Annotated in this window: 23 protein-coding genes; 10 read left to right on the top strand and 13 right to left on the bottom strand. The window is 67.7% G+C overall.

What is annotated here, in order from left to right; all coding sequences use genetic code 11:
- Window position 1: 1 nt before the first annotated feature.
- Window positions 2–1408 carry a multidrug transporter subunit MdtD gene (mdtD, locus tag SB751_RS12205; protein ID WP_244844852.1) on the bottom strand — a complete coding sequence of 469 codons (1407 nt, stop codon included), beginning with the start codon at window positions 1406–1408 and terminating at the stop codon, window positions 2–4.
- Window positions 1409–1537: 129 nt separating this feature from the next.
- Between mdtD and SB751_RS12200 the strand changes: the two genes are divergently transcribed.
- Complete coding sequence (locus tag SB751_RS12200; RefSeq protein WP_144196952.1) at window positions 1538–2395, top strand: LysR family transcriptional regulator; 858 nt, start codon at window positions 1538–1540, stop codon at window positions 2393–2395.
- 18 nt (window positions 2396–2413) lie between these two features.
- Here the strand turns inward: SB751_RS12200 and SB751_RS12195 are convergent, their stop codons facing one another.
- Window positions 2414–3526 (bottom strand): AGE family epimerase/isomerase, encoded by a 1113-nt coding sequence (locus tag SB751_RS12195; RefSeq protein WP_144196951.1) that lies wholly within the window; start codon window positions 3524–3526, stop codon window positions 2414–2416.
- Between the two features lie 198 nt (window positions 3527–3724).
- Between SB751_RS12195 and SB751_RS12190 the strand changes: the two genes are divergently transcribed.
- The 4 genes from SB751_RS12190 to SB751_RS12175 all read left to right on the top strand — a co-directional run bounded on the left by SB751_RS12190 (window position 3725) and on the right by SB751_RS12175 (window position 6764).
- A complete protein-coding gene (locus tag SB751_RS12190; protein ID WP_144196950.1) occupies window positions 3725–3994 on the top strand; it encodes a hypothetical protein in 270 nt (89 codons plus the stop codon).
- A 175-nt stretch (window positions 3995–4169) separates the two neighbouring features.
- Window positions 4170–4436 carry a hypothetical protein gene (locus SB751_RS12185; RefSeq protein ID WP_144196949.1) on the top strand — a complete coding sequence of 89 codons (267 nt, stop codon included), beginning with the start codon at window positions 4170–4172 and terminating at the stop codon, window positions 4434–4436.
- Window positions 4437–4692: 256 nt separating this feature from the next.
- Window positions 4693–5601 (top strand): ferritin-like domain-containing protein, encoded by a 909-nt coding sequence (locus SB751_RS12180; RefSeq protein ID WP_211943569.1) that lies wholly within the window; start codon window positions 4693–4695, stop codon window positions 5599–5601.
- 20 nt (window positions 5602–5621) lie between these two features.
- Complete coding sequence (locus SB751_RS12175) at window positions 5622–6764, top strand: glycosyltransferase (protein ID WP_144197161.1); 1143 nt, start codon at window positions 5622–5624, stop codon at window positions 6762–6764.
- 36 nt (window positions 6765–6800) lie between these two features.
- Here the strand turns inward: SB751_RS12175 and hpnA are convergent, their stop codons facing one another.
- A complete protein-coding gene (hpnA, locus tag SB751_RS12170) occupies window positions 6801–7793 on the bottom strand; it encodes a hopanoid-associated sugar epimerase (protein WP_211943570.1) in 993 nt (330 codons plus the stop codon).
- Window positions 7794–8005: 212 nt separating this feature from the next.
- Here hpnA and ispH point away from each other — a divergent pair, with 212 nt between their 5' ends.
- Window positions 8006–9004, top strand: coding sequence for a 4-hydroxy-3-methylbut-2-enyl diphosphate reductase (gene ispH / locus SB751_RS12165; protein ID WP_211943557.1), 999 nt, complete (start codon window positions 8006–8008; stop codon window positions 9002–9004).
- A 33-nt stretch (window positions 9005–9037) separates the two neighbouring features.
- Entirely contained in the window at window positions 9038–10204 is a 1167-nt protein-coding gene (gene hpnH / locus SB751_RS12160; protein ID WP_144196946.1) for an adenosyl-hopene transferase HpnH, read from the top strand.
- A gap of 112 nt (window positions 10205–10316) precedes the next feature.
- Here hpnH and SB751_RS12155 read toward each other — a convergent pair whose 3' ends face one another.
- Entirely contained in the window at window positions 10317–10958 is a 642-nt protein-coding gene (locus tag SB751_RS12155; RefSeq protein ID WP_144196945.1) for a phospholipid-binding protein MlaC, read from the bottom strand.
- 168 nt (window positions 10959–11126) lie between these two features.
- Between SB751_RS12155 and SB751_RS12150 the strand changes: the two genes are divergently transcribed.
- Complete coding sequence (locus SB751_RS12150) at window positions 11127–13853, top strand: MMPL family transporter (RefSeq protein WP_250025874.1); 2727 nt, start codon at window positions 11127–11129, stop codon at window positions 13851–13853.
- Between the two features lie 98 nt (window positions 13854–13951).
- Window positions 13952–14887: a VacJ family lipoprotein gene (locus tag SB751_RS12145; protein ID WP_186296802.1), complete on the top strand. Its 936-nt coding sequence runs from the start codon at window positions 13952–13954 to the stop codon at window positions 14885–14887.
- Between the two features lie 6 nt (window positions 14888–14893).
- Here SB751_RS12145 and SB751_RS12140 read toward each other — a convergent pair whose 3' ends face one another.
- Together SB751_RS12140 and SB751_RS12135 are read right to left on the bottom strand one after the other, a co-directional pair.
- Window positions 14894–15280 (bottom strand): SDR family oxidoreductase, encoded by a 387-nt coding sequence (locus SB751_RS12140; RefSeq protein ID WP_280527763.1) that lies wholly within the window; start codon window positions 15278–15280, stop codon window positions 14894–14896.
- Window positions 15281–15407: 127 nt separating this feature from the next.
- Window positions 15408–16292, bottom strand: coding sequence for a LysR family transcriptional regulator (locus SB751_RS12135; protein WP_211943559.1), 885 nt, complete (start codon window positions 16290–16292; stop codon window positions 15408–15410).
- Window positions 16293–16462: 170 nt separating this feature from the next.
- On the opposite strand from SB751_RS12135, the gene SB751_RS12130 reads away from it, so the two are divergent.
- Complete coding sequence (locus SB751_RS12130; RefSeq protein ID WP_410748087.1) at window positions 16463–16960, top strand: hypothetical protein; 498 nt, start codon at window positions 16463–16465, stop codon at window positions 16958–16960.
- 192 nt (window positions 16961–17152) lie between these two features.
- Here the strand turns inward: SB751_RS12130 and SB751_RS12125 are convergent, their stop codons facing one another.
- The 7 genes from SB751_RS12125 to SB751_RS12095 all read right to left on the bottom strand — a co-directional run bounded on the left by SB751_RS12125 (window position 17153) and on the right by SB751_RS12095 (window position 25358).
- Complete coding sequence (locus tag SB751_RS12125) at window positions 17153–18322, bottom strand: HAMP domain-containing sensor histidine kinase (protein ID WP_342788590.1); 1170 nt, start codon at window positions 18320–18322, stop codon at window positions 17153–17155.
- Window positions 18323–18338: 16 nt separating this feature from the next.
- Complete coding sequence (locus SB751_RS12120; RefSeq protein WP_410748086.1) at window positions 18339–19055, bottom strand: response regulator transcription factor; 717 nt, start codon at window positions 19053–19055, stop codon at window positions 18339–18341.
- Between the two features lie 266 nt (window positions 19056–19321).
- The gene (gene pelG, locus SB751_RS12115; protein ID WP_144196939.1) at window positions 19322–20692 is read right to left on the bottom strand and encodes an exopolysaccharide Pel transporter PelG; all 1371 of its coding nucleotides are present in this window, start codon (window positions 20690–20692) and stop codon (window positions 19322–19324) included.
- Between the two features lies 1 nt (window position 20693).
- Complete coding sequence (pelF, locus tag SB751_RS12110; protein ID WP_144196938.1) at window positions 20694–22289, bottom strand: GT4 family glycosyltransferase PelF; 1596 nt, start codon at window positions 22287–22289, stop codon at window positions 20694–20696.
- Entirely contained in the window at window positions 22286–23272 is a 987-nt protein-coding gene (locus SB751_RS12105) for a lipopolysaccharide N-acetylglucosaminyl transferase (RefSeq protein WP_144196937.1), read from the bottom strand. Before SB751_RS12105 ends, pelF begins: the two co-directional genes overlap by 4 nt.
- 3 nt (window positions 23273–23275) lie before the next feature.
- On the bottom strand, window positions 23276–24766 hold the full coding sequence (locus tag SB751_RS12100; RefSeq protein WP_144196936.1) for a PelD GGDEF domain-containing protein: 1491 nt from the start codon (window positions 24764–24766) through the stop codon (window positions 23276–23278).
- A gap of 40 nt (window positions 24767–24806) precedes the next feature.
- Entirely contained in the window at window positions 24807–25358 is a 552-nt protein-coding gene (locus SB751_RS12095) for a penicillin-binding protein activator LpoB (protein WP_246118934.1), read from the bottom strand.
- Window positions 25359–25391: the final 33 nt, after the last annotated feature.

Genomic DNA, 25391 nt, shown 5'->3' with positions numbered 1-25391 from the left:
CTCAGACCGCGCGGCGCACGGGATTGAGCGCCTCGCCGTCCAGCCGCCGGAACACGAAGGCCGACAGCAGCGTGATGATGCCCACCGCCAGGAAGGCCAGCCGATAGGCGGGCGCGGCCACGCCCAGTTCGTTCGAGAACAGGCTGACGAGCCCGCCGCCAATCGTCACCCCCAGGCCGATGGCCAGCATCTGCACCATCGAGAACAGGCTGTTGCCGCTGCCGGCGTCCTCGCGCGAGAGCCCCTTCAGCGTCACGCTGTTCATCGCCGCGAACTGCATCGAATTCGAAGCGCCGAAGGTGGCCAGTTGCAGGATCGACACGGCCAGCGGCCAGCCCGGGGACATCGCCGCGAACGAGGCAATCGAGGCCCCCACGATCAGCGTGTTCACCAGCAGGAAGTTGTCGTAGCCGTAGCGGTTGACCAGCGGCACGATCCAGCGCTTGGACACCGCCCCGGCCACCGCCACCGGCAGCAGCATCAGGCCCGAATGGAACGGGGAATAGCCCAGCTGCAACTGCATCAGCAGCGGCAGCAGGAACGGCACCGCGCCGGAACCGATGCGGCAGACCAGATTGCCCACCAGCCCCACGCTGAAGTTCGGCTCGCGGAACAGCGCCAGCCGGAACAGCGGCGTCGCATGCCGCCGTGCATGGGGGATATAGAGCAGCGCGGCGACGATGCTGACGGCGGCCAGCACCAGGCTCCACAGCAGCGCGTGGGAGGCGCCGTGCGGTACGTCCAGCGCCAGCGAGAACGCCACCATGCACAGCGACAGCAGCCCGCAGCCCACCCAGTCGAACGGCGGCGCCACGCCGGCCTCCCCCGCCGGCAGGTAGCGGCGTACCGCCAGCAGGCCAACCAGCCCCACTGGCACGTTGATCAGGAAGATCCAGTGCCAGGACGCGCTCTGCACCAGCCAGCCGCCCAGCACCGGCCCGAAGATCGGCCCCACCTGCCCGGCAATCGACACGAACGCCAGCGCCGCGATGTACTGCTCGCCCGGGATATTGCGCAGCACGGCCAGCCGGCCGATCGGCAGCAGCATCGACCCGCCCACGCCCTGCAGCACCCGCGCAATCACCAGTTGCGTGAGCGTATGGGCCGTGGCGCAGTACACGGAGCCGAGCACGAAGATCAGGATGGCGCAGAAATACACGCGCCGCGTGCCGAACTTGTCGGCCAGCCAGCCGGAGGCCGGGGTCAGCATCGCCATGGTCAGCGTGTACGCCACCACCACCGGTTTCAGGTCCAGCGGCTTCTCGCCAAGGCTGTGCGCCATCGAGGGCAGCGCGGTGTTGACGATGGTGGTGTCCAGCGTCTGCATGAAGAAGCCGGCGAAGACGATCCACAGCATGGCCTTCTGCGAGGCGACGGCTGGGCTGGCGGGGGCTGGAGCGGTGGTCATGGGAATTCTTTGTAATCCCTGGTCGGCAGTGGCCAGGAACAATGGACCCTATGGTAAACACCGGGATAGCCATCGGGAACCCCTCTGGCGTTATTGACTGCAATCGAATAATCCGATGACAATGGGCCGATGCTCAATCCCGTCTGGATCCAGACCTTCGCCACCGTGGCGACGGCGCGCAGTTTCACCGATGCCGGCCGGCAGCTCGGCCTCTCGCAATCGTCGGTCAGCGACCATATCCGCCGGCTCGAAGACAGCGTGGGCCGGCGCCTGTTTATCCGCGACACCCACTCCCTGCGCCTGACCGCCGATGGCGAGGCGCTGCTCGTGCACGCCCGGCTGATCCTGGAGGCGCTGGCGCGCGCCGAATCCCAGTTCAGCGCGCCCCGGCTGCAGGGCCGTGTGCGGCTGGGCACCTCGGACGACCTCGCGCAGGGCCCGCTGCCCAATGTGCTGGCGGCGTTCCGTGACACCCATCCCGATGTCGAACTCGAAATCACCATCGGCATGACCGGCAAGCTCTATGAACTGGTCGATGCCGGCATGCTGGATCTGATGATCGGCAAGCGGCGCGAAGGCGACCGGCGCGGCGTCTCGCTGTTCCGGGGGCCGCTGGAATGGCTGGCGCGGCCGGGCACGGTGATCGACGTGCGCCAGCCGCTGCCGCTGATTCTGGTGAACGAGCCCAGCGTCACGCGCTCGATTGTGCTCGCCACGCTGGCCAAGGCCGGCTGGCCGTGGCGGGTGGTCTGCGCCAGCAGCAGCCATTCGGGCTGCATCGCGGCGGCGCGCGGCGGGCTCGGCATTACCGTCCGGGCGCAGGCCCTGGCGGGGCGCGGGCTGGTGCCGCCGGTCAACAGCCAGGAGTTGCCGGCGCTGCCGGAGGTGGAGTTCATCTCGCTGGCGGCCGGCCGGTTGTCCGAGCCGGCCGAGACGCTGCTGACGCTGCTGCGCAAGAGTGATCTGCGCGCATCGCGCACGGATTGATCGGCTTCGTCTGCGTATTCAGCCGAGCGTGCGTAGCGCCTGATAGGCCGTGAGCAGGTGGTAGGGCGTGGTCGACGGCATTTCGGCGCGCACCACCTCGCCATCCGGCGCCACGCATTCGTGCCAGCCATCGGCATGGAGGAAACGGCTGCGGAAACGGTCGATCCACTGCTCCAGTTCGATCAGCGGCGCCGGGTCTTGCTCCACGGTGCCCTTCACAGCCAGCGCGCGGGCGAATTCGGTCTGGGCCCAGATCCGCTGGGTGCCGTCCTGCAGCGTGCCGTCCAGATCCAGCGCGGCACTGACGCCGAGTGTGTCATTGATCACACCATGGGCACGCGCGAAGTCGTACGCGCGGCGCAGCGAGGCCGGCAACGGGGTATCGGCGAACAGGGCCGGCGCCGTCATTACCAGCGAATACCACTCGAACTGATGCCCGGGCTCGATCCGGTTGCCGGGCGTGCCCTGCGGCTGCTCGGCCACGCAGCCATTGGCGGGATCGACGAAACGCTGCGCCACCGCCGCCGCCATCTCCGGCAGGCGGGCGGCGAACCAGGGGTCGCCGGTCACCTCGCTGGCGGCGAGGTAGGCCTCGGTCAGGTGCATGATCGGGTTCTGCAACACGCCCCCACCATTGACCGCGAAATTGGGCGACAAAGCCGCGTGATAGAGACCGTTTCCATCGCCAAATCGATGTTCGATCACATCCACGGTGCGGCGCAGGGTCTCGAGCGCCGCCGCGCTGCCGCCGGCGCGATGGTAATGGGCGCAGGCGAAAACCACGAACGCGTGGGTGTAGAGGTCGCGCGTGGTATCACGCGGCGCGCCATCGGCATCGATGCTGTAGATCCAGCCGCCCGTTCCGTCGCCGAAATAGTGCTGGAGCGAGGTGAACAGCGTATCGGCATGCGCGAGGTGGCCGGCGGTAGCGAAGACGTACAGCTGCCGCGCGCAGGCCATCGCCCGGAAACGCCTGTCTGGCAAGGGCTGGCTGGTGGCGCCGTCGAGAGCCTCGTGCGCCAGCCGGAGGTCTGCCCGCCAGCCGGGGCCGGTCCAGGCGGGCAGGATGGCCGTGTCGAAATGGGCGATCAGCGAGGCGATCCGTTCGGAAAGTGTCGGGGAGGCGAGCATGGGGTGAGCGAAATACGGGCGCTGCCGCATTGCGCGGCCACTGCCCAGGCGACACAAGATACTGGAAATGGCAGGGCGGCGGAAGGCGCCGTGCGCCGCGCGCGCCGCTCGGCCGCAGATGACACTGGCAAAGCGGCCACGCGGTGCTATGTTGAAAGTCCACCACCGGTCGTAACCCTGCCCTCCGGGAGAACCGCCATGTCCGCTCATCCCACGACAATCGCCGACCACCGTCGCACCCTCGTGATGCATGTGATGGAAGACCCACCCGGACGCTACACGTGGCGTATCGTCGTGGAGGAGAAATGCGGTGGTGCCGACTGCGACAGCATGATCGAGGCCGCCACGGACTATGGCTCGCAGGCCGAGGCGGAAGCGGCCTGCTGGGCGGCCGGCAACAGCATGCTCGAAGGTCAGCGCGCCGCGAGTGAACTGCCCGGCATGTATCCAAAAGATATGCGCCATTGATAACGCCATCAGGCGCATCAAGAATCCGTTTGGCTCCTGTTAGGGGCGGTTAGTCTCTTTTCCCATTTTCGCCCCTTGATCCACTGTGGCCGCCGGCCTAGCCTGAAAGGTGTGGCGGCACACGGCACGGGACGCTTTGTCCCGTTTTTTCCCGTATGCCCCTCGGAGAAAAGCGATGGACAAGCCCACTGTCAGCCCCCGCCGCTTTGTCGAACTGATGAACGAGCGGCTCGCGCGGCATCCCCTCTATCGGGAAGGGATGCATGTCTACGCCATCCCGCAGCATTCCGACCATCCGCGCAGCCTGGTCTGCGTGGGGCCGCGCGGCACCGAGGGCATCTGCGCCACCATCGAGAACATCGTGCGGGGCGAGTGCGATGTCTTCCCCGAATTCCCGCCTGACCCCCATCGCCGCCCCGGACACGAATCGCGCGCGCGGTAGGAACGGCAAGAAAATCCGCCGAACACCCGCCGAACACCCGCTCGCGGCAGTGCGCGCCCTAAAAAATCAGGCCGCCCTGGCCTGCGATATTGACCGGCGCTAGATACAATGGCCTCCGCATCCCCTGCCCGGAGCGCCAATGAAAAGAGCTTTCGAAGCCGATGGCAGCGTCGCGGACCTGCCATCCGCCCCTGCCGACACCGCCAGTTCGCCGAGCCCGTCTGCCCCCGCCAGCGCTGAAGCGCGCGCCGCCGCCGTGGCGGCGACCATCGCCCGCACGGCGGTGGAGCAGGCCGACCACGCCATGCGCCACTGGACCGATCCCTTGCCGGACCGGCTCCGCATCGGCTCTCCCGAGCATCTGCGCATGTTCTGCAACATGCTGCTCCAGACCCACAACCCCTACAAACCGTCCGTGATCGACTGGCCGGTGCTGCCGCCCGATGCGCTGCGCCGCGTAACCTCGCTGCCGATCTGGGACATCGCCGTGCAAACCGAGGGCCGTGCGTCCATCCGCGTGCACAGCTACGCCCGCACCGTGCGCGACCCGCTGCTGCGCAGCGCGCTGGAGATGGATGCCGACGAGGAGGCGCGCCACAAGGTGGTGCTGGCCAAGCTGGTGGAGGCGTATGGCATCACGCTGGCACCGGAACCCGAGTACCTGCCGCCCGCCGACCCCGAATGGGGCTGGCTGGTGACCGGCTACAGCGAGTGCATCGACAGCTTTGCCGCGTTCGGGCTGTTTGCCGCGGCCAAGGATTCCGGCTTCTTCCCGGCCGAGCTGGTCGAGACATTTGAGCCCGTGATCCAGGAAGAAGGCCGCCATATCCTGTTTTTTGCGAACTGGGTGGCGTGGTATCGCGCCAGCCTGCCGTGGTGGCGCAAGCCGGCCTTCGCCTGGAAGGTCTGGCGGGTCTGGTTCTTCCTGATCCGCGAACGCATCGGCATCGCGCGCGGCATCGACGTGGATGTGGACGGCGCCGCCCAGGATGCGAATTTCCCGATGAACGCGGCCGATACGCTGGGCCAGACGCTCTCCCCCGGCGCCATGATCGACCTCTGCCTGGCCGAGGACGCGCGGCGCATGGCGGGGTATGATGCGCGGCTTCTGCGCCCGACCACGGTGCCCCGGCTGGCCCGGCTGGTGCGCCGCTTTCTCAAATGAATCTGGAATTGACGCACGCCATGGCGTTTGGATTGTCCCTGCTGGCCCTGTTGATCTGGTGCGTGCTGGTCTTCGCCCGCGCCGGCTTCTGGCGCGTGCGCAAACCCGCGCCCTCCCCCCGCCCCGCCGCGTGGCCGCCCGTGGTCGGCATCATCCCCGCCCGCAATGAGGCCGATGTGATCGGCCGCGCCGTGACCGGCGTGCTGGGCCAGCACTATGCGGGGCGGCTCCACCTGATCGTGGTGGACGACCATAGCAGCGACGGCACCGCCGACATCGCGCGGGCCGCCGCCCTGTCGATCGGCAAGGCCGACCAGCTCACCGTGGTGGCGGCGCGGGACCTGCCTGCCGGCTGGAGCGGCAAGGTCTGGGCGCAGTCCGAAGGGTTGGCCGCTGCCGACGTGCAGATGCCCGACGCCGGGTTCGCCTTCCTCACCGACGCCGACATCTGGCATGGCCCGGGAACGGTGACGGAACTGGTGGCCCGCGCCGAGGCTGAGCGCCGCGACCTCGTCTCGCTGATGGTGCGCCTGCGCTGCGAATCGGCCTGGGAACGCATGATCGTGCCGGCTTTTGTCTTCTACTTCGCCAAACTCTACCCGTTCGCGCGGGTTGCGGACCCATCGAGCCGCGTCGCGGCCGCAGCGGGCGGCTGCATGCTGGCACGGCGCACGGCGCTGGCGCGCATCGGCGGTTTCCATGCCATTCGCGGCGAGTTGATCGACGATTGCAGCCTGGCAGCGCGGATCAAGGAAGGCGGCGCCATCCGGCTCGACCTGGCGGACGACAGCATCTCGCTGCGCCCCTACGACGACTGGGAAAGCCTCTGGAACATGATCGCGCGCAGCGCCTACACCCAGTTGCACTACTCGCCCTGGATGCTGGCCGGCGCCACGCTCGGCATGATCCTGACCTATCTGGCCCCGCCCGTGCTGGCGCTGGCCGGTGGCGCGGCGCTGTGGCCGGCGTGGCTGGCGTGGATCCTGATGGCGGTCAGCTATCGGCCAATGCTGCGCGAATACCGGCAGCCGGCGTGGCTGGCGCCGCTGCTGCCGCTCACGGCGCTGTTCTATCTGGGCGCAACGCTCGATTCGGCACGCCGCTACTGGCTGCGCCGGGGCGGCCAGTGGAAAGGCCGCGCCCAGGCGCCGATCCGCTCGTGATCGCGCTCGCTATATCTCGATCTATATCTAACAGTGCTATTTGAGATAGCCGGCCTCGCGGAACCAGGTCAGGGCGTCGCGCAGCCCATCCTGATACGGCCGCGGCGTGTAGCCAAGCTCTCGCTGCGCCTTGTCCGAGGTGAAGAACATCCGGTATTGCGACATCTTCAGGCCGTCAACGGTGACGAACGGCTCCTTTCCGGTAAAGCGCGCCACGGTCTCCGCCACCCGCGCCAAGGGGTACAACGGCCAGCGCGGCAGTTGCACGGTGGGCGGCTTGCGGCCGGTCATGCCGGCGATGTCGTGCAGCATCTGCTGCAAAGTGACGTCCTGTCCACCCAAGATGTACCGTTCGCCGATCTTGCCGCGCTCCAGCGCCAGGAAGTGGCCGGTGGCGACGTCATCGACATGGGCGAGATTCAAGCCCGTATCGACAAAGGCCGGGATCTTGCCGGTGGCTGCCTCGACGATGATCCGCCCGGTGGGCGTGGGTCGCACGTCGCGCGGACCAATCGGCGTGGACGGGTTGACGATGACCGCCGGCAACCCCTCGGCGACCAGACGCTCCACCTCGCGCTCGGCCAGCACCTTGCTGCGCTTGTAGGCGCCAATGGCCTCGTGGCCCGCCATGGCGGCGGTCTCGTCCACGGGCGCGGTGGCGCCGGCCACCCGCAGCGTGGCCACGCTGCTGGTATAGACAATGCGCTCCACGCCGGCCTGCCGGGCGGCTTCCATCACGGTCACGGTGCCATCCACGTTGGACCGCACGATTTCCTCGGGATCGGGCGCCCAGAGCCGGTAGTCGGCCGCCACGTGGAACAGGTAGCGCACGCCCGCCATCGCACGCGCCATGGACGCCGCGTCACGCATATCGCCCTCGACCACCTCCACGGGCAGCCCGGCGAGGTTGGCACGCGGGCTGGTGGCCCGCACCAGCACCCGGACCTGGAAACCCCGGTCGAGGGCCTGCCGCATCACAGAAGAGCCAAGAAAGCCCGACGCGCCTGTCACCAAAATGCAATTGTTAATTTCAGTTCCCCTGTCTACAGATTGCCATTTTGGGCCGTTAAGGCCCTAAACCACGCGCATTGTGAGCCAAAAGCCCGTGTTGGCCCCAGCCAACGTGCCAGACAGAAATTTCTGCACCGGTATATAGTAACCACCGTGAGCCGGAAAGTGATGCCGGCATACCAAGATAAGAAAATGTTGAATATTCGTCAGTGGGTCGGGGGGCCGTCCCTATGCAGGTAATACTCGCCCAGCCTCGGGGCTTCTGTGCCGGCGTGGTCCGCGCGATCGAGATCGTCGACCGCGCGCTGGTCAAGCACGGCGCCCCCGTCTACGTCCGGCACGAGATTGTCCACAACAAGCACGTGGTGGAAGGCTTGCGGCAGAAAGGCGCGCGTTTCGTCGAGGAACTGGAAGAAGTCCCAGGCGGCGCGGTCACCATCTTCAGCGCCCACGGTGTCTCGCGGGAAGTCGTGGCGGATGCCCAGCGGCGGGAGTTGCACGCGATCGACGCGACCTGCCCACTCGTCATCAAGGTGCATACCCAAGGTCGCCAGTATGCCGCAGCCGGCCGCCACGTGATCCTGATCGGACACGCCGGCCACCCCGAGGTGGAAGGCACCATGGGCCAGATCCCCGGCAAGGTGATCCTGGTCCAGAATGAAGCGGAAGTGGCCACGCTGGACCTGCCGGTGGATGCCCCTGTGGCCTATATCACGCAGACCACGTTGTCCGTGGACGACACCCGTAATATCATTGCGGCGCTCGCGGCGCGCTTCACGAATCTGGTGGGGCCGAACACGCGCGACATCTGCTACGCCACCCAGAACCGCCAGAGTGCGGTGCGCGAGATGTCGTCGCGCGTGGATGTGATTCTCGTGATCGGGGCGACAAATAGCTCCAATTCCAACCGTTTGCGCGAAATTGGCACGGAAAGCGGCGTGCCGAGCTACCTGATTGCCGATGGCAGCGAGCTGGATCCCGCCTGGGTTCGGGACGCCGATGTCGTGGGCATTACCGCGGGGGCCTCGGCGCCCGAGGCGATGGTGGAAGACGTGATCGCGGCATTACGCCGACTCGGGCCGGTCGAGGTATCGACCATGGAAGGCATCGTGGAACACGCGGAATTCCGCCTGCCGGCCGAACTGGCCGGCACAGCACTGGCGCAACCCGCCAGCAAGACAACCGAACAGCGCGATGCGCGCCTCGCCGACCAGACGGCGGCAGGCTGAACCGCACCGCCGAACCCTCACAGGAAGCACCCCTTGGCCATTCCGTTTCTGCAGGTCGCCCGCGTTGGCGCCTATATTGCTCGCAAGCACCTCTCCGGGCAAAAGCGCTATCCGCTCGCCCTGATGCTGGAACCCCTGTTCCGCTGCAACCTCGCCTGCTCCGGCTGCGGCAAGATCGACTATCCGGACCCCATCCTGAACCAGCGCCTGTCCGTGGCGGAATGCCTGGAGGCCGTGGACGAGTGCGGCGCGCCCGTGGTGTCCATCGCCGGCGGCGAGCCGCTGCTGCACAAGGACATGCCCGAGATCGTGCGCGGCATCATCGCCCGCAAGCGCTTTGTCTACCTGTGCACCAACGCGCTGCTGCTGGAGAAGAAGATCGACCAGTACGAGCCGAGCCCGTACTTCGTGTGGTCGATCCACCTCGACGGCGACCGCGAGATGCATGACCACTCGGTCAACCAGGAAGGCGTGTACGACCGCTGCGTGGACGCCATCCGCATGGCCAAGGAGCGCGGCTTCCGCGTGAACATCAACTGCACGCTGTTCAACGACGCCAAGCCGGACCGCGTGGCCAAGTTCTTCGACTCGGTCAAGGCGATGGGCGTGGACGGCATCACGGTGTCGCCGGGCTATGCCTACGAGCGCGCGCCGGACCAGCAGCACTTCCTGAACCGCAACAAGACCAAGCAGCTGTTCCGCGACATCCTCTCGCGCGGCCGCGCGGGCAAGAACTGGGCATTCAGCCAGTCGACGATGTTCCTGGACTTCCTGGCCGGCAACCAGACCTACAAGTGCACGCCCTGGGGCAACCCGGCGCGCACGGTGTTCGGCTGGCAACGCCCCTGCTATCTGGTGGGCGAAGGCTACGTGAAGACCTTCAAGGAACTGATGGAAGACACGGACTGGGACGCCTACGGCGTCGGCAACTATGAGAAGTGCGCCGACTGCATGGTCCACAGCGGCTTCGAAGCCACCGCCGTGGCCGACACGTTCGCCCACCCGCTCAAGGCGCTGGGCGTGACCCTGCGCGGCGTGAAGACCACCGGCGCGATGGCCCCGGACATCTCGCTGGACAAGCAGCGCCCGGCCGACTACGTGTTCTCGCGCCACGTGGAGATCAAGCTGGCCGAGATCGGCAACCTGAAGAAAGCCCAGGGCAGCCGCGCCGAGGCCGTGCAGGCGCAAGCGACGCATTGAGCGCATGAACGCACCCCGGCCCGCGCAAGCGGCCGGGGCAAACGCTTCAAATGAATGAAGCCGATTTGACTACGTCTGTAGCCAAGTCGGCTTCATTTTTTGCTTGGGGCGATTACGCCGCTGCCCGGGCGTTGTGATTGGTCAGGTACTTGATCAGGCCGTCCACGCCGTCGCGGGCAACGATGTCGGCGAACTGCTTGCGGTACACCTCGATCAGCCAGGCGCCCATCATGTTGATGTCGTAGATTTTCCAGCCGTCGTTGCCGCGCTGCAGGCGGTAGTCGATCAGCATCTCGTCGCCGTTGTTCAGCACGCGGGTGGCCACCACGGAGTCGTTGGCGCTGCTGCCAGCCTTGGCCGGCTTGTAGGTAAATTTGGGACTCTGGTCACGCAGTTGCGAGAGCGAAACCGCGTAGCTGCGCACCAGCAGGGCGGTGAATTGCTCCTGGAGTGTTTTTTGCTGTTCAGGGGTAGCCTGCTTCCAGGCATTGCCGAGCGCGAGGCGGGTGGTGCGGCCGAAATCCGTGTAAGGCAGGAACTCGCGCTGCACCACGGCGGTAATTTTTGCCAGATCGCCGCTGCGGGTCTCGGGATCGGCCTTGATCTTGGCAATCACGCCTTCTACGGCGGTTTGCACGAGCTTGTCAGGTGACGTCTGGGCGTGTGCGGTGCCGATCATCGCCACGGCCGCAATCGCCACGGTGACGGGGGCAATCGCGGGAGCAATGATGGCGGTGGGAAATTGTCGGTTCATGAGTCTCCGATGCAGGGATAATCGGCCACAGGGCCAGTCGGGGCAGTATATAGCGGATCGCGGCGCGGCCGGACCGCGGCGGGTGCGGGAAAGCCGCCGCCAGCGGCTATACTCCGGGCTGCCGCCTCCGCGCGCCCCGGCCGGGCCGGGTGCCAGAACACCACGCAAATGATCAGATCCACGCTGACCCGTATCGTCAAGTTTTCCACCGTCCGCGCCTGGACCGTGATCGGCATTTCGCTGCTGCTCACCATCGCCAGCGGCGTCTACATGGCGCGCAATTTCGCCATCAATACCGATATCAGCCGCCTGCTGGAGTCCGACCAACCGTGGGCGCAGAACGACGCGGCCATCAGCGATGCGTTTCCGCAGCGCGACAAAATGATCCTGGCCGTGGTGCAGGCCCCGGCCAAGGAGCTGGCCGATGCCGCCGCCAACGAACTGGCCGATGCCCTGCGCCAGCAGCCGCAGCGCTTCCGCGCGGTGGGCCAGCCCGGCGCGGGCGCCTTCTTCGAGCGCAACGGCCTGCTGTTCGCCGACACGGCCTCGGTCAACGACATGGCTACCAAGCTCACCCAGGCGCGCCCGCTGATCAATAACCTCGCCCATGACCCCACGCTGCGCGGGCTCTCAGACCTGCTGACCACCACCCTGACCCTGCCGCTGCAACTGGGCCAGATCAAGCTGGGCGACATGGAGAAGCTGCTGGCAGCCAGCGCCACCACCGTGGACGGCGTGCTGGCCAACAAGCCCGTGGCGCTGTCCTGGATGGGACTGGTCGACGACAGCCTGAAGCCCAATGCCGATGGCCGGGCGTTCAGCTTCGTCACGCTGTCGCCGGTGCTCGACTTCAGCGACCTCAAGGCCGGCGCCGGCGCCAGCGAGGCCATCCGCCGCGCCGCCGCCGATCTCAAGCTCGACCAGCGCTATGGCGCCGCCGTCCGCCTCACCGGCCCCCAGCCGCTGGCGGACGACGAGTTCGCGTCCGTGAGCGAAGGTGCCGTGCTCAACGGCGTGCTCACGCTGGTGGTGGTCATCGGCATTCTCTGGATGGCGCTGCGTTCCGCGCGCCTGATCGTGGCCGTGCTGGCCAGCCTGGTGGCCGGCCTGCTGATGACGGCGGCGCTGGGCCTGATGATGGTGGGCGCGCTGAACATGATCTCGGTGGCGTTCGCCGTGCTGTTCGTCGGGCTGGGAGTGGACTTCGGCATCCAGTTCGGCGTGCGCTACCGCGCCGAGCGGCACGAGCACGACGACCTCGACGAGGCCCTGCGGCTGACCGCGCGCGACGTCGGCACGCCGCTGACGCTGGCCGCCGCCGCCACCGCCGCCGCGTTCTTCTGCTTCCTGCCCACTGATTACCGTGGCGTGGCGGAGCTGGGCAAGATTGCCGGCGTGGGCATGTTCATCGCCTACGCCACCACGTTCACGCTGCTGCCGGCCCTGATCCGCGTGCTGCGCCCCAAGGGCGAGGCCGAGCTGCCGGGCTTCGGCTGGCTGGCCCCGGCCGATGCGTTCTTCGAGCGCCATCGCAAGGGCGTGCTGGTGGGCGTGCTGGTGCTGATCATCGGCGGCGCCCCGCTGCTGCCGCACCTGAAGTTCGATTTCGATCCGCTGCACCTGAAGGACCCGCATTCCGAGTCGATGTCCACGCTGCTGGCGCTCAAGGATGCCCCGCAGGCCGGCACCGATGACGTGAAGGTGCTGGCCCCGTCGCTGGCGGCCGCCCAGCGCACCGCAGACAAGCTCAAGGCCCTGCCCGAAGTCGAGCGCGTGGTCACGCTGCGCACCTTCATCCCCGACGACCAGGCGCCCAAGCTGGCGATCATCGCCGGACTGGCGAAGACGATGATGCCGGCGCTGACGCAAACCCCGTCCGAACCGGCTGACGACGTGCGGCGCGTGGCATCGCTGCGCAACGCCTCGCGCCAGCTCGACCTGGCCGCCCTCGATCATCCCGGCCCGGGCGCGGAAGCCGCCGCGCATCTGTCGCGCTCGCTGAAGAAGCTGTCCGATGCCGAACCCGCCACGCGCGACCGCGCCGAGCGGGCCATCGCCCTGCCGCTGCGGCTTGCGCTCGCCACGCTGCAACGCTCGCTCCAGCCGGAGCCGGTGTCGCAGCAGACGCTGCCGCCGGAACTCGTGCGCGACTGGCTGGCCCCGGACGGCAAGGCGCTGGTCAGTGTCTCGCCCAAGCTGCCGCCTCCCGGCGTCAAGAACGAGGCCGCGCGCGCGGCCGCGCTCGACCACTTCCTGGACGTGATGGCGCGCGTGCAGCCCGATGCCACAGGCGGCCCGATCGCGATCCGCGGTTCGGCGGACACGATCATGACCGCGTTCGCCCATGCCGGCCTCTGGGCCGTGCTGTCGATCACGATGCTGCTCTGGATTACGCTGCGGCGCGTGGGCGACGTGCTGCGCACGCTGATTCCGCTGCTGGTGTCCGGCATCGTCACGCTGGAGCTGTGCGTGGTGTTCGGCATCGCGCTGAACTTCGCCAACGTGATTGCGCTGCCGCTGCTGCTGGGCATCGGCGTCGCGTTCAAGATCTACTACGTGATTGCGTGGCGCAACGGCAAGACCAAGCTGCTGCAATCGAGCCTGACGCATGCGGTGCTGTTCAGCGCCGCCACCACGGCTACGGCGTTCGGCAGCCTCTGGCTGTCGCACCACCCGGGCACGGCGAGCATGGGCAAGCTGCTGGCGCTGGCGCTGGTGACCACGCTGGCCGGCGCGGTGTTCTTCCAGCCGATCCTGATGGGCCGGCCGCGCCGCGCGCCGGTTGGGCGCCACGATCCGCTCGGCCCCTCGCTACCCCCCTTGACGGTGGCTACGACGCTGGGGAATTCCGCCGATAACCACCATGGGGCGGACCACGGGAATACCAGGCGGTAAGTGGCGGTGATGCGGTATTGTTGCCTGCCGCAGCCCTTGAAGTGCCGGCGGCCGGCCCCCATAACCACAAGAAATCAAGAAAGACCTACCGTCTCACCATGCTCTCCCGTCTCCCGCTCCTGCCCGGCGCCCGCCGCCTTCCGATTTCCCGCTCGATTGGCCTGACCGGCCGCTCCCGGATCGCCAGCGCACTGGCCGCCACCGCCCTCTCCGCCCTGCTCGCGGGCTGCGCCTCCGGCCCGCAGGCCAACCCCGACGATCCGCTCGAGCCCATGAACCGCGTGACCTTCAAGGTCAACGACACGGTGGACGAGTACGTGGCCGTGCCCATCTCCAAGGGCTACAAGGCGGTGACGCCCGAGCCGGTGCGGCAGGCGGTGACCAACTTCTATTCGAACCTGGCCGACGTCGGCAACTTCGCCAACAATCTGCTGCAGGGCAAGGGCACCGCCGCGGCGGAAACCCTGATGCGCGTGGCGATCAACTCGGTGCTCGGCATCGGCGGCCTGATCGACATCGCCACGGCGGCCGGCATTGAGCGCCATTCGCAGGATCTGGGGCTGACGCTGGGCGTGTGGGGCTTTCCGCAGGGGCCGTACATCGTGCTGCCGCTGTTCGGGCCGAGCACCGTGCGCGATGGTATCGGGCTGGCCGGCAGCTTCTACCTCGACCCGGCGCATTACCTCGATCCGGCATGGCGCAATTCGCTGTTCGCGCTCAACGTGGTGAACGTGCGGACCAACCTGCTCGGCGCGACGGACCTGCTCTCGCTGGCCGCGCTGGATAAGTATTCCTTCGTGCGGGATGGCTATCTGCAGCGCCGCCGCTACCTGCTGGGCCAGGGGGGCGACGACCTGCCGTCGTATGACGACGAGGATGAGGGCACGCCTTCGGACGTGCCGAAGCGGATCAAGCCGGACACGCCGGCTTCCCCCGACGCACCGGCCAAGCCGGACGCCGACGGCGCCAAACCCGAGGCCACCCCGCCGGTGCCGGCCGCCACGCCGGCGCCTGCGCCAGGCATGGCGAAGTAAGCTCGCTCAGGCGGTAAAGCCACCGTCGGCAACAATCTCCGCCCCGGTCACGAACGCTGCGTCGGGGCTCGCGAGGAATGCCACGACACCGGCAATCTCATGCGGCTGGCCGTACCGGCCCACGGCAATGCCGGGGCCGACGATCTGGCCGACCGGGCCGCCGTCGGGCAACATGTCGGTATCGGTCGGGCCCGGGTGGCCCGTATTGACCGTGATGCCTTTCGGCCCCAGGTCGCGCACCAGACTGCGCGTGAAGCCTGTGATGGCGCCCTTTGTCAGCGGTAGAGCGATGCGGTGGGAAACGCCGCATCGCGCGTCATCGACGAACCGATATGGATCACGCGCCCGTTTCGAAGGGTGCGACGCGGCCATTGGCGGTGGCTTCGAGCTCATGCGCTCCGGACGAACCGGACGCGCGCACCAATGGACGATGCGCGAGGGGCTGGCGCGGCGGCTGGCAGGTGGTCTCGGCATTTAGCGTTTCCTGCCGATCGCCCCTGCCCTGGCCCGCCTAGCCCACCTAGCCCGCCTTGCCAGTCGCCCCCATTGCCGTCACCGCATCGAGAAATGCCAGCATGGCGCTCGATGGGTAGGCGTCCTGGCGGCGGATGAACAAGGTTTCGACGTAAGCCTTGTCCGGCGGCAATGCGTGCAGCCGGAGCGCATGGCGTTCGCTCGCGGCCTGGGCCACACCACGGGGAAGTAGCGTGACCCCGACACCCCCCGCCACGCAGGCCAGGATCGTGTCCAGCGCACCGAACTCCATCGGCGTAGCGAGGACCATTCCCCTCTCCGAAAACCACCCCTCCAGCCGCTGCCGGTACGAACACCCACGGCGGAACACGATCGCCTTCAGGTCAGGTGTGGATTGGATGGCATCGATCGTGGGCATCGTATCCGGCGTGACCAGGACCAGTTCCTCCCGGAAGACCGCCTGGCTATGCAGATCGGGATGGTTGAGCGGCCCCCCGACGAACGCGGCGTCGAGCCGGCATTCCACGACATCGCTCGTCAGGCTGGCACTGGTGCCCGTGGTCAACGACAGGCTGACCTTCGGATAGCGCCGCGCGAATTGGCTCAGCACGGGCGACAGCCGCAGCGCGGCCGTGGTTTCCAGCGTGCCGAGCACCAGGGCACCACTGGGCGGGCCGTCGTCCATGGCGGCGTGGCGCGCGTCCGCCAGCAGTTTTGCCATGCGTCCGGCATACGGCAGCATCCGTTGCCCGGCGGGGGTCAGGCTGACGCCGCGGGTATGCCGCACAAAGAGCGGGACACCGATCTCGCCCTCCAGCGCCCGGATTCGGGCGGTCACGTTTGACTGCACCGTATGCAATTCGCTCGCCGCTTTGTTCATGCTGCCGAGGCGGGCGACAGTCTCGAAGTACTTCAGGTCCGCGACGTCCATGAGTCTCGCTACGTTCGAAAAATGGGCGCAGTGTAGCGCTATCACCCGGCCCATGCGAAGTTGCAGCCCGCTATCGCTTCTTCCGATACCCCAATCAAGAAATTTCGTAAGTGCACGTGACCCGACATTGATTAGCATCGTCAAACAAGAAAGTAGACAGGAAAACGACCATGCAAATCACACCTTCCCTCGGATCGTCCGGCACCAAGACGCGAGATCTCCCGGCACCCGTGGCCGCGGCTTCGCCCGATCAGGCCGAAGCCGGTCAAGGTCCGTTTTCGACGTCATCCGCCGCCGATCGGCGGAATCGCATCACCGTGTCTCACGGTGGCCGCGTGCTGGCGAAGACGAAGGACGACGGCACGGATGCGGTGACGCGCGCGATCCAGGACAGCAAGTATCCGGAGGAGATCAAGAAGCTGATGATCAAGATCCGCGAACTGCAGGCGCAGTTGCGGGAGAAGGCGGCCGAGTTGCAGGAAGTGGCGGCCGACCGGAAGCTGGCACCGCGTCAGCGCGAAATGAAGACCGCTGCGCTCCGCGACGCCGTTGGCACCATTACTTCGGCCATCCGGACCGCCACGGCCACGCTCAACGATACGCTCACGGTCATGCGGTTCTCCCGCGCGGATCGGGACGCCATCGGCGTGCTGCTGTCTGGCGCCTAGTCGGGCGGGATCGAAAAAAAGCCGTGTCCGCGCCGAGGCCAGCGCGGACACTAAAGCCTCGGATGCGGAGTCCGTGGCCTCGCCCATCGTAGGCAATTTCGTCCACGTCGATTGCCAACAATTGTGTCGGCGGGCGATGTCTATACAGCTTGCCGGGGACGAACGTCGACGCCCGATGTTGGCGCGGTCAGATCAGCCGGCGCGCCGCCGCAACGGCAGCAACAGCGTGAAGGTGGCGCCCGCGCCGGCGGCGCTGTCCACCATGACGCGGCCGCCGTGCCGTTCCGCCACGGTCTTCACGAACACCAGCCCCAGCCCGCTGCCGGCCGGCGCATCGGCGCCCGGCGCGTGCACGCGGCGGAACGGTTCGAACAGGCGCGCCTGATCCGCGTAGGAAATGCCCGGGCCGGAATCTGACACCGCCACCGCCAGGAACAGCCCCATGCGCCGCAGCCGCACCGACACCGGCTTGCCGGGCGGCCCGAACTTGATGGCATTGCTGACCAGATTGGCGATGGCGCGCACCAGCAGCACGGGGGCAGCGCGCAGGGTCTCGCCCTCCGCTTCCAGGCTCAGTTGCAGCTCGATGCCGCGCGCCTTGGCCAGCGCCCAGAGTTCATCGGTGGCGTCCAGCACCAGGCCGGTCAACTCCACCTCCGCAAACTCCAGCCGTTCCGAATCCGCCTGCGCCAGCCGGATGAAGTCGTCGGCCAGCGCCAGCGTGCGGTGCGCGTGTTCGGCGATGCGGGCCAGCAGCACGTCCGGCGGCAGCGCGCGGGTGGGGCGCGACTGCATGTCGATCAGCGCCAGGATCGACGCCTGGGGGGAACGCATGTCGTGCGACAGGAAATGCAGCATCTGGGCGCGCTGACGCTCGGCGCGGCGCACCGTGGTGATGTCGATCAGGCTGACGATGGCCCCGGGCGGACGGCCGCTTTCGCTCTGTAGCGGCGCGCCGTGGAGCAGGAAGCGGCGGTCGTCCTCGGTGGCCAGTTCCACGCCCTGGGAATCGTCGGACGACATGACCGGCGCGTGGGAGTCCAGCACCGCGCAGAGCGCATCCCAGTAGGCGAGGCCGGGGCCCGGCACCGGGAACAGCGCTTCGATCAGATCCGGCAGGCCCGGCGGGGCAAGGCCGCCATAGGCATCGTCGGCGAAATCAGGGAAATCAGGGGAATCCGGAGAATCCGGGGAGGCACCCGGCGCGGTGCCGCCGCCGCGCACGGCCAGATCCTCGATGCCGGACAGCATGGCGGGAGCCAGCGCCACCGCGCGGCGGTTCGCCACGAGGATGCCGCCGTCGATATCGCAGATCACCGTGGCCTCGGGCAGGTTCTCGAGGCCGTCGAGAAAGCGGGGCAACGGCGGCGGCGCCTGGCTATGCATCGGGCTGCCCGGCGGCCAGCGTGCTGGCCTCCTCGAACCGGTAGCCATGCGAGTAGACGGACATCAGCCGCACGCCGTTGTCGGGCCGCATCTCCAGCTTGATGCGCAACCGCGAGATATGGGTGTCCAGCGTACGCGAGCCGGCTTCCATCGCGCGGCCCCAGACGGCCTGCTCGATCACCTCGCGCGAGAGCAGCCGGCCGATATTGCGGAACAGGAACAGCGCGAGGTCGAATTCGCGCGGCGACAGTTCCACCGGCGCGCCCGAGAGCGTGATGGACCGCCGGCGCGCATCCACCACATAGCGGCCCTGGCGCAGCAACTGGTCGTCATGGGGCACGGCCGGATAGGCGCGGCGCAGCAGCGCGCGCACGCGGGCCACGAACTCGGCGGGCCGCACCGGCTTGACCAGGTAGTCGTCCGCCCCGACGGCGAGGCCGGCGACGATATCGGATTCATCGATCCGGCTGGTCAGGAACAGGATGGGCGGCAGCCGGCCGGCATGCTGGCGCACCCAGTTCACGACCTCGTAGCCGCTCATGTCGGGCAGTTGCCAGTCAATGACCAGCAGGTCGAACACCTGGTCACGCAGCGCGCGCAGGAAGTCCGATCCGGTGGCGAAGCTCGTACACGTAAAGCCGGCCTCCTCGAGCAGTTGTCGGATCTGTGCGGCCTGGCTGGGGTCGTCCTCCACGGAGGCAATTCTCATACATCCCTCTGATGACTGCCGCCGATGTGTGGCGCGGCCGCATCATGTTACCCAAACGCGCGACGGCGCGTCGAGGCTCCGTTCGAGGGGCATGCAACAGTGTTGCGGCGCCGCTGCGACGGCGGGGATGGCGCGCGGCAAGCGCAGCATTGGGCTGGCACGTTTGAAACGATGGCCAGCGGGGCCGCGCCCGGGCGCCGGAGCGTGTGTAAAAGCTACAACAGGCACGCCCGCGGCCTGCGGCCCTTGACTCCTCGTCCTCTGCCCTACTGCAGCATGTACGTCTCGTACTCCAGCCGCTCCAGCTTGCGGTCCAGCAGGTACAGCGCCAGCGCCACCACGATCAGCAGCGACACCGCGAACCCGTAGCCATACCAGGCTGGGCCCAGCTCCAGCGTCAGCCGGGTCAGCACGAAGTTCAGCACCACGAAGCTCCCGGTCAGCAGCAGCACTTCGCGCCGGCGGTCCAGGTAGAAGTAGATGTTGAGCACGCCGAGCAGCACCACCTGCAGGCTCGCGCCGATCACGTCGACATAGAGCAGCGGCAGGTACAGCTCGGAAATGCCCAGCAGCCGCAGCACCCACGGCCCCACCACGAACAGCAGCAGCGCCGCAATGGCCTGCACCTTGACGATCTCGTACAGCCCCAGGCGGATGGTCTGGACCATCGTGTTGCGCATGTCCTCGATGTGCTCGAGCGAGCTGCCGCCGCGCACCGCGTTGTAGAACGCGTCGTAGTACTCGACGAAATCGGTCTCGATACGCACCAGGAACACCGCCATGCCCGGGATGATGGCGAGGTAGGCCAGGAACACCGGGATGTCGTAGATGATGGACGCGTGCAGCGGGCCAATCACCTGCTGGCCCGTGGACGGCGCGTACCAGAACATGAACTTGTCCAGCCAGATGCCGAGGTTGTAGAACAGGCCGATGGCCACCAGGCTCGGATAGGCGTAGCGCTTCTGGAACACCTCGAACGACATGAAGCGCTGGCTGGTGTAGTTGCGGTAGATCAGCGTGATCATGCCCACCAGCAGGCACAGTTGGCCCACCACGAAACCGGCCAGCAGCCCCTCCAGCCCGCGCGAGCGCAGCGCCAGCGCGCCCAGCACCGTGATCGTGTAGCCGACGAAGAACGTCCACACGATGGCCTTGTACTGCTTCATGCCCGACAGGAAGATCGCCGCGATCCAGATATTGCTCATGATCACGAAGCCCGCGATCATCAGCAGCCGGTACAGCACCGACTGCTCCGGGAACGCCCAGACCGCGCAGCCCACGCCGATGGCGCCGGCCAGCCCCGTGGAGAGCAGCGCCACCGCGTGGTAGTTCGACAGCACGAGGTGGTCGCGCCGCTCGAACAGCCGGTCGGAGGTGAAGCGCGTGAACGACAGCTGCATCGGCCCGGTCAGGATCAGGCTGCAGGCAATCAGGTAGGTCACCGACACCTGGAACTGCGTGATCAGCATCCCCGGAATCACGAAGCCGATGCTCAGCAGGCCGATCAGCAGGATGCCGAGGATCGACAGCACCCACGGCCCGGAGCTGATCACGCCGGCGTAAGCGTAGGCGCTCAGCATGCCGGACAGGCTGTCGCGCCGGAGCATCTTGCGGAGTTCGAAACCAATCCCGGCCATGTCAGCGTCCTCCGTGCACGGGGCACTTTGCCGGATTACCGGCCGGCGCGGCCCCATCCGTGCGTCCCGTGTAATCGGGCTTGTCCATCAGCGCCGCATACAGCGTGCGATAGCTGCCCACCATCTGTTCCTGCGTGTAATAGCGTTCCACCCGCGCAATGCCGGCCGCCTGGGCAGCCTGCCAGCGCGGCGGGTCGGTGAGCAGTTCCAGCGCGGCACCGGCCAGTGCGGCCGGATCGGCGATACGGACCACGCCGCCCGCCGCGCCAAGCGCCGCGTCCTCGCCGGGCAGGCCGAAGATCAGTTCGCGGCACGAGCCCACGTCAGTCGTCACGCACGGCACACCCGCCGCGAAGCCCTCCAGCACCACCAGCGGCAGCGCCTCCGAGATCGAGCTGAGGATCAGCACGCCCACCTTCGGCAGCAGTTCGTCGATCTTCTGGAAGCCGAGGAACTTCACTTTCTTGCCGAGCCCCAGGCTTTCCGCCAGGCTGCGGCATTCCTGCGCGTACTCGGGATCCTCGTCCTCGGGGCCGGCGATCCAGCCTTCGGCGTCCGGGTACTCGCGCACCACGGTCAGCATCGCGCGGATAAAGGTCTTGATGTCCTTGATCGGCACCACGCGGCCGATCAGGCACAGCACCGGCGGCACACCCGGCGCCCGCTGCGTGCGCAGCGCCGACAGCCGCGGCAGGTTAATGCCGTTCGGGATATTGCGCGTGCGCGCTTCTACCGCGCCATCGGCCACCTGGCGGCGGCGGTTGCCCTCGTAGAGCGCCACGATCTCGTCGCCGGCGTCGTAGCAGACCCGGCCCAGGGTCTCGAAGAAGCGCACCCACAGCTCGCGGAAGTAGCTGATCTGGGAAATGTCCCGCTCGAAGATGTTGCGGTTATCCCGGATCCACTGGCTCTGGAACAGGTCGATCTTGCGTTCCTTCGTATAGATGCCGTGCTCGGACACCAGCAGCGGCCGCCCGGTGCGGTAGCGCAGCATGGCACCCAGGAAGCCCGCGTAGCCCGTGGACACCGTGTGGTACATCTTCGCCGGGATCAGCGAATCGGCAATCCGCACCAGCTGCCACAGCGGCTTGTGCATGATGCGGATGGTCCAGAAGTAGTCCGTGAACGACGGGTCCGTACAGAACTGGCGATACTGATCGGTAATGGTCTGCCAGGCGCGGCGGCTGTAGAGGAAAGCGTCCTCGGAGAGCGCCCCGCCCTCGCGCAGCGCCGGCATCAGTTCGCGGATCAGCTCGCCGGCTTCCTGCTCGCGTCCGGGCTCGCGCAGCATCTCGTGCAGCGCGTCGGCCTTGTCAAAGGCGCGCGGGTCGCCGGAGCTGCCGTGCACCATCGGCGGCGGCGGAAAGTCGTACAGGAAATGGGTTTCCAGATGCACGACGTTGTCCGGCAGCGCGTAGGCCATCTCGCCATAATCCTGCCGGCGGCTGCCGATAAAGACGATGCCGAAGCGGATGTCCGGGAAGGCGCGGATCATCTGGTTGACCCAGCTGGACACGCCCCCGCTTACATACGGGAACGTGCCTTCCAGCAGCAGCATGACGTCGGCGGACGTTCCCTTAACCAGTATTTCACTCATGATTGCCAGTACCGCAGCAGGGGCCGCACCAGCGGGAGCGGCGAAGGACTGTCGAAAGCCGCCATCAGGCGATGCACGGCGGCGTAGTCGCGTTCCAGGTAGGCGGCTTCCGCCAGCAGCGGCAGCACGCGCTCGCGCGCGAAGCCGAGCGACTCGGCCCGCGTGAGCCAGGCGCGCGCCTCGGCCGGCGCATTGCGCGTGAGCGCCAGCCGGCCCCGCATGTACCAGAGCGCGGCGTTGGTGTCGTCGGTCTCCAGCGCGGCGCTGGCGTAGCGCTCCACCTGGCTGGCGGTATAGCGGTACACATCGCCCTGCACCAGGTTCTGGTAGATCAGCTCCCAGTAGAGGTCGGCCAGCCGCTTGTTGATCTCGCCGCGCGCCTGGGGCGTGTCGGCGGCTTCCAGGCGCGGCAATTCGGCCAGGATCTGTTGCGTCAGTTGCTTCTCCGCGCCATCGAGCATGCCGTAGGCGAGCAGGCGGATGTCGTCCGTGCTGTCTGCCAGCAGCTCGCGCAGCACCGGGCTGGCGGTGCGCGTCGGCATCGACTGCATCGCCACCAGCGCGTTCATGCGCTCCGGCAGCGGTGCGCGTGTATTGCCAAGCTGCGCGCGCAGGCGCGCCCCGCCGCCGTGCGTCACGCGCTGGATCAGGTGGGTGACGAAGGCCGGCAGCGCCACCGAGGCAATGCCGGACGCATCGCGCCGGCCCGGGAACAGCCGCGCAAACAGCAGGCTGCCGAGGCAGACCAGCGTCCCGCCCAGCGGCACAAAGAAGCAGAACGCAGCCAGGTAGGCATAGGTCCACGCAAACGGTGTGCGGAAGCGGCGCGGCAGCAGGCGCCACAGCGCCAGCCCCAGCAGGCCGGCAGCCGCCGCCTGCAGGGCGAAGAACGCCAGCAGCAGCGGCAGGCCCGTGCCGCCGCGAAACAGCAGCGCCAGCGCGGCGATCTGGAAGGCGGTGCCGCCGAGGGTCAGCTTGCCCATGCGTCAGCCCGCCTGCGTGCCTGCCGAAGCAGGCACCGGAGCATTGTTGCCAGCCACCACGCCGGACGCCGCGGGGCGCGGCGCCGTGGCATCGGTCGCCGTGGCGCCATCGATCTGGCAACGCTGCAACAGCCGCACCAGCGCGTCTTCGGCGCCGGTGGCCGGCACGGTCAGCGAGTACACGCCGATGTGCGAGGTGGCGAAGTCGGTGCCGAACTGCGCGCGCAGCATGTCTTCGATCCGCACCAGATAGGCCGAGACGGCCTGGCTGTCGGACAGCGGCATCAGCGTCAGCATGGCGCGCTGGCGCGGGCTGCGCGCGGGCCAGGCCACGTCCAGCGCCCGGCGGCTGCGCACCACCTGTTCGAACAGCGCGTCGCGGGCTTCGTCGAGGTCGAACACCAGCGCCACCACCGAGCTTTCGACGCCGGTTTCCTGGCGCAGCCGCGACAGCCGCGCGTAGTCGAGCGCAAATGCGTACGGAATGGCAGGCATCAGCGCCTGGATACCGTGCGTGGCCTGGCCGTGCTCCACGCCATCGGCGTAGTAGCCCATCAGCACCATCAGCAGCTGGAGGTTTTCATAGGTCAGCGAGAGGAACGGCATACGTTCCACCACCAGCACGCCGATCAGCCGGTCGGAGCCGGCCAGCACCGGCGCCACGGCCACGTAGCGGGTCTCGGCGTCCTGCTGCAGGCCGGACGAGCGCAGGTGGGCCAGTTCGCGCGTGTCGAGGCAATGGCGCACCAGCGGATCGTCCAGGTTCAGCTCGAAGGCCGGCCCGATGCTCGCGGCGGCCTGCGGCGAGATGCGTTCGCCATCGCACGCGAACAGCGCCGCGCCTTCGATCTGGCAAGCCTGTGCCACCACCTGCAGCATCGGCTGGGCGCCGGGCAGCATGTCGGGCTGGCCCGCCACGCCCCGTGCGGCGTCGCCCATGGCGACGGCCCGCATCTGCGAGAGTGTGTCGCGCAGCGTGGTCGGGCGTGCCAGCAGGTCGTTCTCCAGCCGCGCGTGCGAAATGCGCAGCAGGTAGTGGTTCTTGGTCAGCGCGGCCAGCCGCTCGTCCAGGTAGCGGTTGACGGCCCGGGCGCGCGCCAGCCGCGTGCCCCACACATCGCCAAACTGCCCCGAGACCAGCACCAGCAGCAGGCCGCCCAGGAAGAACATGCGCGGGAACGCGCTGGTGTAGCTGCCGAGCGATTCAAAGAAGAACCAGCCGCCCAGCAGCATCAGCACCGAGCCCACGCCAATCAGCGTGCCATAGCGCAGCGCCAGGATCACCGGCAGCAGCCACGCCCAGGGAAAGCCCATGCCGAGCAGCAGCGGGTTCTGCGGCAGCACGAGCCAGGCCAGCCCCATCGCGATCACCATGGTGGCGATCAACTCCAGCGCCGCGGCCGGCCCGCTCACCGCGGGCGCCAGCCAGCGCGCATAGCGCCCGCCGAGGCCGATCCCCTGCCCCTGGCGCCTCTTTTCCGCAGAATTCCCCACGCGTGTCACCTGTCCTTTTCTACAGCGTCCGAGAACGCGATCAGCCCTGCATCAGCGGCGCCAGCAGGCGGCGCAGCAGTTTCTGCGCGGTGCCCGACAGCGAGGCGCGGCTCCAGCCGCTGTCGCTGCCCGTGGCCGACCACACCACCTGGCCGCTGGCCACGTCGATCAGTTGCAGCGAGATGCCCACCGCCGGCTCGCCATCCACACCTACCTTATAGCGCCATTCCTGCACCGCGCCGGTCAGCGCGTAGCGGGCGCGCTCGCCGCGGGCCCATTCCAGCGCCTTGCCCACGGACTCCCGCTCGGCCGGCTCGAACAGCGTTTCCGGGTTCAGCGAAGCCGGATAGCGCTTCAGGTTGGCAATGCCGCCGGTCTTCAGCAGCGATTCGGCGATGGCTTCGGCGCGCAGGCCGGCCTGCGGCGTCTCGGTGTAGTTGACGATCGGCAGCACCGCCACCGTGTCGCCGGGCGCCATTTGCGGCGCGCGGCCCACATCCGTCACCGCGCAACCCGCCAGCCACAGCGCCGCGCCAACGGTGCCGATCCATGCCGCCAGCCGCCCGATGCGGCCCTTGCCAGTCATTGTCATTTTCATGGGATTCCCCTCGTTTACCTTGAAAAC

The sequence above is a fragment of the Cupriavidus sp. SIMBA_020 genome, assembly GCF_046535395.1.
Lineage (GTDB): Bacteria > Pseudomonadota > Gammaproteobacteria > Burkholderiales > Burkholderiaceae > Cupriavidus > Cupriavidus campinensis.
Note: the sequence above shows the minus strand (reverse complement) of the source record. Positions and strands in the feature narration are given on the sequence as shown.

Bases quoted from the DNA above. Each gene is read 5' to 3' on its own strand.
- mdtD (WP_244844852.1), bottom strand. From the start codon at position 1,408: ATGACCACCGCTCCAGCCCCCGCCAGCCCAGCCGTCGCCTCGCAGAAG.
- SB751_RS12200 (WP_144196952.1), top strand. From the start codon at position 1,538: ATGCTCAATCCCGTCTGGATCCAGACCTTCGCCACCGTGGCGACGGCG.
- SB751_RS12195 (WP_144196951.1), bottom strand. From the start codon at position 3,526: ATGCTCGCCTCCCCGACACTTTCCGAACGGATCGCCTCGCTGATCGCC.
- SB751_RS12190 (WP_144196950.1), top strand. From the start codon at position 3,725: ATGTCCGCTCATCCCACGACAATCGCCGACCACCGTCGCACCCTCGTG.
- SB751_RS12185 (WP_144196949.1), top strand. From the start codon at position 4,170: ATGGACAAGCCCACTGTCAGCCCCCGCCGCTTTGTCGAACTGATGAAC.
- SB751_RS12175 (WP_144197161.1), top strand. From the start codon at position 5,622: ATGGCGTTTGGATTGTCCCTGCTGGCCCTGTTGATCTGGTGCGTGCTG.
- ispH (WP_211943557.1), top strand. From the start codon at position 8,006: ATGCAGGTAATACTCGCCCAGCCTCGGGGCTTCTGTGCCGGCGTGGTC.
- SB751_RS12155 (WP_144196945.1), bottom strand. From the start codon at position 10,958: ATGAACCGACAATTTCCCACCGCCATCATTGCTCCCGCGATTGCCCCC.
- SB751_RS12150 (WP_250025874.1), top strand. From the start codon at position 11,127: ATGATCAGATCCACGCTGACCCGTATCGTCAAGTTTTCCACCGTCCGC.
- SB751_RS12145 (WP_186296802.1), top strand. From the start codon at position 13,952: ATGCTCTCCCGTCTCCCGCTCCTGCCCGGCGCCCGCCGCCTTCCGATT.
- SB751_RS12140 (WP_280527763.1), bottom strand. From the start codon at position 15,280: ATGAGCTCGAAGCCACCGCCAATGGCCGCGTCGCACCCTTCGAAACGG.
- SB751_RS12135 (WP_211943559.1), bottom strand. From the start codon at position 16,292: ATGGACGTCGCGGACCTGAAGTACTTCGAGACTGTCGCCCGCCTCGGC.
- SB751_RS12130 (WP_410748087.1), top strand. From the start codon at position 16,463: ATGCAAATCACACCTTCCCTCGGATCGTCCGGCACCAAGACGCGAGAT.
- SB751_RS12120 (WP_410748086.1), bottom strand. From the start codon at position 19,055: ATGAGAATTGCCTCCGTGGAGGACGACCCCAGCCAGGCCGCACAGATC.
- pelG (WP_144196939.1), bottom strand. From the start codon at position 20,692: ATGGCCGGGATTGGTTTCGAACTCCGCAAGATGCTCCGGCGCGACAGC.
- pelF (WP_144196938.1), bottom strand. From the start codon at position 22,289: ATGAGTGAAATACTGGTTAAGGGAACGTCCGCCGACGTCATGCTGCTG.
- SB751_RS12105 (WP_144196937.1), bottom strand. From the start codon at position 23,272: ATGGGCAAGCTGACCCTCGGCGGCACCGCCTTCCAGATCGCCGCGCTG.
- SB751_RS12095 (WP_246118934.1), bottom strand. From the start codon at position 25,358: ATGACAATGACTGGCAAGGGCCGCATCGGGCGGCTGGCGGCATGGATC.